The following is a 7063-nucleotide window of genomic DNA, read 5'->3' as shown; positions in this document are numbered from 1 at the left end:
GGACCCGGTGACTCCTCGCAATGACGAAACCAATCTTCCAATTCCCACCCTAGCAGCTTGATCGACGCCAATGCTTCGGCTATGATCGAACTATGAAAGCAGGCCCCGATATCGCGATGATTGCCGCCCTGGTCGGCGATCCCGCGCGCTCCAACATGCTGACCGCGCTGATGACCGGCCGCGCGCTGACCGCGAGCGAGCTGGCGCACCAGGCCGGCGTCACGCCGCAAACCGCGAGTTCGCATCTTTCAAAGCTGGAGGCCGGCGGACTGGTCGAGCAGGAGAAACAGGGCCGCCACCGCTATTTTCGGCTCAGCGATCCCGATGTCGCCGCGGTGCTGGAGGGCCTCGAGGGCCTTGCCGCGCGCGCCGGTCATATGCGGGTGCGAACCGGGCCGAAGGACCCGGCGCTGCGCCACGCCCGGGTTTGCTACGATCATCTGGCCGGCGATCTCGGCGTGCAGATGCTCGACAGCATGAAGCGGCAGCGCTGGTTGCGGCAGCGCAAACAGGACATCGAGCTGACCGCCGAGGGCCAGCGTTTCCTGACCGACACCTTGCAGATTTCGGCTGATGCGCTCGCCCATCCGCGCCGCCCGTTGTGCCGGGCCTGCCTCGACTGGAGCGAGCGTCGCCATCATCTGGCGGGCACGCTGGGGGCCGCGATCCTGACCCGCTTTAGCGAGCTGAAATGGGCGACGCGCGATGCCGCCCCCGGCAGCCGCGTGGTCAATTTCACCCGCAATGGCGAGAAGCGATTCGCGGCGCTGTTCGGCGAGGCCTAAACTTTTGTTTGACGCGCTTTCGCTCGAAAACGCGATGATAGACGCCCTCACGAACGTTCATTTTACATTCAGATCGCCGCGACTAAGTTCGCGGCACGCCGCATGGCGGCTCAAAATCGGAGGAAATATGAAATACCTTTTCGCGGCAGTTTTGGTCGCCAGTTCGTTCGCTGGCTTTAGCGCCGCCAATGCCGAAGGCGGATGCGGTCCGGGCATGCATCGCGGCGCCTATGGCCACTGCCGCCCCAATGGCGGCCCCGCTGTCGTGGTGGTACCGGGAGCGGTCGTGGTCGAGCGCCCGGTGGTGGTGGGGCCCGGCCGCGGCTGTGGCCCGGGCTTTTTCTGGCGTGCCGGCCGCTGCCGCCCGATCTGAGCGCAGCGTCACGGAATACGACAAAGCCCCGCTCGCGCGGGGCTTTGTTTTGCGTGGTTGCGCGCCGGCGCTTAGCGCCGGTGATGATGATGCCGATGATGACCGTGCCAATGGCGGTGATGCCAGCCCCCGTGACGGTGATGCCAATGGTGGTGGCGCCAATGATGACGGTGCCCGTGGTGACGGTGCCAATGATGGCCCCAGCGGACCTGCTGCGGCTTCAGTTGATCGACCTCGGCCTGCGAGACCAAAGCGGGCTGCGCGGCTTGCGCCTGCGGAGCCACGATTTGCACCGAAGAGGCCGGTGCCAGCGGCGCGGCATTGGCCACGCCGACAAGCGCCGCAGCGCCCGCGGCCATTCCGATCGCCAATTTCAAAACAGAACGAAGCAGCATTCAATTTTCTCCCTTCACGTCATGAGTCAGGAAGGAGAGGTTCGCTGTGTGGAGATGAATGGATTATGAACCGAAGCCGGCCAACACCCATATAGAAAATCACCCTCGCCACATCGCGTCGGCGAGAAAGTCCAACCACAAACGCGCGGCGTCATGCGCTCGTCATTCCGGGGCTATCCGCGCGCTTCACTTCACCTCTCCCTGGCGGGGAGAGGTCGATTTGCTCCCGGCGATGCGAAGCATCGTCCGGCGCAAATCGGGTGAGGGCTCTTACAGCAAACGAGAGGCCCTAACCCCTCACCCGGCGCCATGCGCCGACCTCTCCCAACGGGAGAGGTGAAGGGAAATCGCGGCTGATTCAATCAATAATCAATGTGCTCCAGGGTGCGCAATTGCGCCTCCTCAGGATGACGCCGAGATTGCATCACAGGCTCTGAGATTGACGGCGTGCCAGCGAGTAACAAACAAAACAATCAATTCCCTTATTTTTGTTTCTGCCGCTCGAGAAATTCCTGCCCCTGCTTCAGCATCTTCTGCATCTTCTCGTTCGCCTTGGCGTCATCATCGTCGTCGCTGTCGGCGTCATCTTTGGTCGTGTCGGCTTTGGTGGCTGCCGGCGGCGCCGCCGGGTCCGGGCAGTTCGCTTCGGTTTCCTTTACCCTTGTATAGGAATGGCCTTCGGCGGCGACGTGGGTGCACATCACGAAATCCTTCGAGCCGACCGGCACCGGCTTGACGCAGACCACCGTCGCGAAGCCGTCGGGCACCGCCATGTCGCAATTCACCTCACAGGCCATCACTTGCGGATAGGGATTGCTCGCGGTCACCGTGACCGTCTTCTTGTCTGCGCTGAGCGTGCAGGTTGCGACATTGGCCGCAAGCGCCGGCCATGCGACGACCAGCATCGTCGCCGCACCGATCCATTTTTTCATGAAAATCCCCTATCGCGCCACCATCGGCTCCATTGGTCGCGGCGCGGTGGAGATAGGTTCAAGGCGAGAAGATACTCGTTCCGGGGCATCGCGAAGCGATGAGCTAGGGTGTCCAATCGCGCATCTGAGAGCCTGCGAAGCTATCTCTGCCGTCATCCTGAGGAGCGGCGTCTTCGCCGCGTCTCGAAGGATGCTGTTCGGCTCGGTGCTTGCGGCCATCCTTCGAGGCTCGCAAGAGCTCGCACCTCAGGATGACGGCAGAGATAGCGTCACGGGCTCTGACAATGACGCGCTCACCCCGCCCCAAACTCCTCCGCCAGCACCAGCGTCTCGCGGGTGCGCGTCACGTCCGGCCAGTCGCGGTTGAAATCGGCGATCAGGCGTTTCATCTCCGCGCCACCGACAGCGCGCTCGAGCGAGGCTTCACCCGTGAATTGATACATCGCCTGATGCTGGCTCGGATCGGTGACGCTCCAGAACCGCCACGCTTTTGTCACCCCGAACGATTTGGTCGCGTCCGGCAGATGCTCGCTTGCATACCAGGCGTCAAACGCCTTGCGCTTGGCGGGATCGGCGACGGTGGCGCGAACGATGAAAACGGCTGTCGGCATGTTGTTTTCCTTGATGCTCATCGCACTTCGTAGGGTGGGTTAGGCGAAGCCGTAACCCACCGATGGAAGTCCACACACAAAGATGGTGGGTTACGCTGCGCTAACCCACCCTACGCCACGTTGCGTCCCAGTACCCAGCAATTCCGCCTCGATCAGCGCATCCCTAATCCGCGCGATTTCCGGCTCCGTGATCTTGACCAGCGGCGGACGCACCACCGCGCGCGGCAGCTTGCCGAGCAGCACCAGCGCTTCCTTCATGCGGTTGTGCATGTCGACGAATGGATCGGCGTAGAAGGCGCGCGCCAGCGGATAGATCCGGTCATTCAGCCGGCACGCTTCGGCGAGATCGTTGGCCTTCACGGCGCGATAGAGTTTGGCCTGGAGGTCGGCGATGACGCTGCCGCTGCCGGACAGCAGCCCGTTGCAGCCGAGCACCAGCGAGCTCAACAGCCACGCGCTGTTGGTGGAGAGCACGTTGATCGGACGCTTGCGCGCTTGCAGCGCGCGGATCTGGCTCTCGTGTTGCGGCACGAGTGGCGTCCAATCCTTGATGGCGCGGATGGTCGGCACCTCGTCGAACAGCCGCTCCAGCGTCGCCGCCGGATAACCCTGCCCCGTCGCCAGCGGATATTGAAACACGATCAGCGGCAGATCGCTCGCATCCGCAATGGTCTTGAAATGCGCCAGCGCCATCGCGGCCGATTGCCCCAGCGTGAACGGCGCCGGCGGAAACACCAGCAGCGCCGAAGCCCCGCCGGCCTGCGCCTCGCGCGCGATCCGCGCCGCCTCCAGGCTGCCGTCCGCCCAGATGCCGTGAATAACAGGCAATTCGCCGCCGACTTCCTCGCCGGTGATCTCCATCACACGGCGCTGCTCGTCGCGAGTACAGGAAGCGACCTCGGTGGAGTGCGCATTGATCGTGATCGCTGACAGCCCCTGCACATCAGCGACATCGCGCAGATGCGCCCGAAAGCTCTGCTCGTCGATCGACAAGTCCTCGTGGAACGGCAGCAGCACCGCCGGGATGACGCCGTGAGGCACGAAATCAGGATGGCGGGGCATGGGGGCGGCTCCCTATTTTTGTTCTTGTCTACGAGTTCCGTAGTGGAGATCAGCCTAGGCCCGTATTTCGTAGGGCGGGTTAGCGTAGCGTAACCCGCCGCAGTCGTCACCCGGTAACATGGCGGATTACGCTGCGCTAATCCGCCCTACGCTCTCATAAAGATCGCGTATCTGCTCGACCATGGGTGAATCGGCGACCACCTGCGGCGACGAATACCCGTCCCCAAAAAATGACGAAATATCGAAATACAGTTCTTTCGTCGTTCCGTTTCTTTGCCGGATGACCAGCGCATCAAAGAACACCACGCGTTCTCCGCTTTTTGCCACATTGATCGCCCGGAGCGATTGCTCGACCTTGATGCTCCCCCGATGTCTTCGACGCATCCACTCGTATTCCGCGGCAACGCCCAGATGGTGAATGTGAGCGTCGATCTTGATCACATCATGCGTGGCGCCGTGCATCAATTCCTTCATAATCACCCGCTCGCCCTCGAAGCTTAGCTCCAGAATGGTTCGGTCGGCTGTCCATTGTGCTTTTGGCGTTGCGTTCGCACGCCAACGCTGCAATGCATAAACGGATGCCAAGCCGATAATCAGCCAAAACAGCACCACGAGGAAGCCGGGCTGATTTTGCATGACCCGTCGCCTAATTAATGATTGCTACAACGGAAAATTGTCGTGCTTTTATCGTCGGCATTTTCGCCTTCTTGTCTTTCAGCATCGTCAGGCGTGTAGCCCGCATGAGCGAAGCGACATGCGGGTATCAGCCTCGATCGTAGTCCCCAACAGTCAGCCCCGGATATCGCTACGCTCATCCGGGCTACGTCTCGCTATCTGTTCAGATCTTCGATCTCCGCAACCCTCTGCGTCACCAAGATGAAATTCTCGAACAGTCGACGGACGTCCTTTCGGCTGAGGTCCGCGACCTGCTCGGTGCCGCTCGTCCGAATCCACGCTTTGTCAGTTACTATCTCAACGTCAATACTGCCCCCCAAAGAAAGTACTTCGGCAAACAACGCATTGACCCTTTGATTGGTCGGTTGAGACGGTCCTGGATTGCGGTAGTGCGCAAACCTCCTTTGAAGATTTTCCGCTTCACCAACGTATACAGCTCTTGAGCCATCACTTCGATGGACCAAGAATCGGTAGACGCCACATCTGCTCCCAGCTGGAGGAAATTGGATTTTCCCGTCCAAATCTTTCCGAATTGAACCAAGGGCGGCCCAAGCCAGTCTTAATTCGCAAGTGATTTCGCCGGCCGCCATCTCACAACGGCAAATTGTCGTGCTTCTTCGCCGGCATCTCGACCTTCTTGTCCTTCAGCATCGCCAGCGCCCGTGCGATCCGCTTCCTGGTCGAATGCGGCATGATGACGTCGTCGATGTAGCCGCGCTCGGCGGCAATGAAGGGCGACAGAAAGCGGTCTTCGTATTCCTTGGTGCGCGCGGCGATTTTTTCGGCGTCGCCGATATCGCTGCGGAAGATGATTTCCACAGCACCCTTGGCGCCCATCACCGCGATCTGCGCGGTCGGCCAGGCGTAATTCATGTCGGCGCCGATTTCCTTTGAGGCCATCACGTCGAACGCGCCGCCATAGGCCTTGCGCGTGATCACCGTCACCAGGGGGACCGTGCATTGCGAATAGGCGAACAGCAGTTTGGCGCCGTGCTTGATCAGCCCGCCATATTCCTGCGCGGTGCCCGGCAGGAAGCCCGGCACGTCGACGAACGTCACGATCGGGATGTTGAAGGCATCGCAGAAGCGCACGAAGCGCGCCGCCTTGCGCGAGGCGTCCGAGTCGAGCACGCCCGCCAGCACCATCGGCTGGTTAGCGACGAAACCCACCGTGCGGCCGGCGATGCGGCCGAAACCCGTGACGATGTTCTTGGCAAAAGTTTCGGAGATTTCGAAGAAATCGCCCTCGTCGACGACCTTGAGAATCAATTCCTTCATGTCGTAGGGCTTGTTCGGATTGTCGGGGATCAGCGTATCCAGGGACATATCGACCCGGCCGATATCGTCAAAGCTCGGCCATTCCGGCACGCCGTCGGTGTTGTTGGACGGCAGGAAGTCGATCAACCGGCGCATCTGCAACAGCGTCTCAACATCGTTCTCGAACGCGCCGTCCGCGATCGAGGAGCGCGTCGCGTGCACGCTGGCGCCGCCGAGTTCCTCGGCGGTGACGACCTCGTTGGTGACGGTCTTCACCACATCCGGACCGGTCACGAACATGTAGCTGGTGTTCTTCACCATGAAGATGAAGTCGGTCATCGCCGGCGAATAGACGTCGCCGCCGGCGCAAGGGCCCATGATGACGGAGATCTGCGGGATCACGCCCGAGGCGATGACGTTGCGGCGGAACACATAGGAATAGCCCGCGAGCGCGGCGACGCCTTCCTGGATGCGCGCGCCGCCGGCATCGTACAGACCGATGATCGGCGCCCTCGCCTTCATCGCCATGTCCTGGATCTTGACGATCTTCTGCGCGTGAGTCTCCGACAGCGAGCCGCCGAACACGGTAAAATCCTTGGCGAAGACAAAGGTCTTGCGGCCGTTGACGGTGCCCCAACCGGTGACGACGCCATCGCCGGGGACCTTGTTCTTCTCCATGCCGAATTCGGTCGAGCGGTGCTCGACGAACATGTCGAATTCCTCGAACGATCCCTTGTCGAGCAACAGCTCGATGCGCTCCCGCGCGGTCAGCTTGCCGCGGGCATGCTGCGCCTCGACGCGCTTTTCGCCGCCGCCAAGCTTGGCGCCGGCGCGCCGGTCTTCAAGGGTATCCAGGATATCTTTCATGTCACTCGCTTCCCGCTCGATTTGACCGGGTTCTAACACGGCCTTTTCCCGGCAGGAAACCTGCTTTGCAGGGGGCTGGAGGTCATCGATTCGAGGGCGGTATGGG

The 7063-nt window shown here is 61.4% G+C and carries 8 protein-coding genes; 3 read left to right on the top strand and 5 right to left on the bottom strand.

Annotation, left to right across the window (positions count from 1 at the left end; all coding sequences use genetic code 11):
* The first annotated feature begins 92 nt into the window (after nucleotides 1-92).
* The 3 genes from GSQ88_RS05195 (at nucleotide 93) to GSQ88_RS05185 (ending at nucleotide 1622) form a co-directional block, all read left to right on the top strand.
* Nucleotides 93-785 carry an ArsR/SmtB family transcription factor gene (locus tag GSQ88_RS05195; protein WP_174247921.1) on the top strand — a complete coding sequence of 231 codons (693 nt, stop codon included), beginning with the start codon at nucleotides 93-95 and terminating at the stop codon, nucleotides 783-785.
* A 127-nt stretch (nucleotides 786-912) separates the two neighbouring features.
* Nucleotides 913-1158 (top strand): GCG_CRPN prefix-to-repeats domain-containing protein, encoded by a 246-nt coding sequence (locus GSQ88_RS05190; RefSeq protein ID WP_159006319.1) that lies wholly within the window; start codon nucleotides 913-915, stop codon nucleotides 1156-1158.
* An 89-nt stretch (nucleotides 1159-1247) separates the two neighbouring features.
* The gene (locus tag GSQ88_RS05185; RefSeq protein ID WP_210253749.1) at nucleotides 1248-1622 is read left to right on the top strand and encodes a hypothetical protein; all 375 of its coding nucleotides are present in this window, start codon (nucleotides 1248-1250) and stop codon (nucleotides 1620-1622) included.
* Nucleotides 1623-2035: 413 nt separating this feature from the next.
* Here GSQ88_RS05185 and GSQ88_RS05180 read toward each other — a convergent pair whose 3' ends face one another.
* The 5 genes from GSQ88_RS05180 to GSQ88_RS05160 form a co-directional block, all read right to left on the bottom strand.
* The gene (locus tag GSQ88_RS05180) at nucleotides 2036-2485 is read right to left on the bottom strand and encodes a hypothetical protein (protein ID WP_159006317.1); all 450 of its coding nucleotides are present in this window, start codon (nucleotides 2483-2485) and stop codon (nucleotides 2036-2038) included.
* 293 nt (nucleotides 2486-2778) lie between these two features.
* Nucleotides 2779-3096: a hypothetical protein gene (locus GSQ88_RS05175; protein WP_159006316.1), complete on the bottom strand. Its 318-nt coding sequence runs from the start codon at nucleotides 3094-3096 to the stop codon at nucleotides 2779-2781.
* A gap of 90 nt (nucleotides 3097-3186) precedes the next feature.
* Nucleotides 3187-4158, bottom strand: a complete 972-nt coding sequence (locus tag GSQ88_RS05170; RefSeq protein ID WP_159006315.1) for a dihydrodipicolinate synthase family protein — start codon at nucleotides 4156-4158, stop codon at nucleotides 3187-3189.
* Between the two features lie 126 nt (nucleotides 4159-4284).
* The gene (locus tag GSQ88_RS05165) at nucleotides 4285-4794 is read right to left on the bottom strand and encodes a hypothetical protein (protein ID WP_159006314.1); all 510 of its coding nucleotides are present in this window, start codon (nucleotides 4792-4794) and stop codon (nucleotides 4285-4287) included.
* Between the two features lie 630 nt (nucleotides 4795-5424).
* Nucleotides 5425-6957 carry an acyl-CoA carboxylase subunit beta gene (locus tag GSQ88_RS05160; protein WP_159006313.1) on the bottom strand — a complete coding sequence of 511 codons (1533 nt, stop codon included), beginning with the start codon at nucleotides 6955-6957 and terminating at the stop codon, nucleotides 5425-5427.
* Between the last annotated feature and the right edge of the window lie 106 nt (nucleotides 6958-7063).

The organism is Bradyrhizobium sp. S69 (assembly GCF_009766005.1).
GTDB lineage: Bacteria > Pseudomonadota > Alphaproteobacteria > Rhizobiales > Xanthobacteraceae > Bradyrhizobium.
Note: the sequence above shows the minus strand (reverse complement) of the source record. Positions and strands in the feature narration are given on the sequence as shown.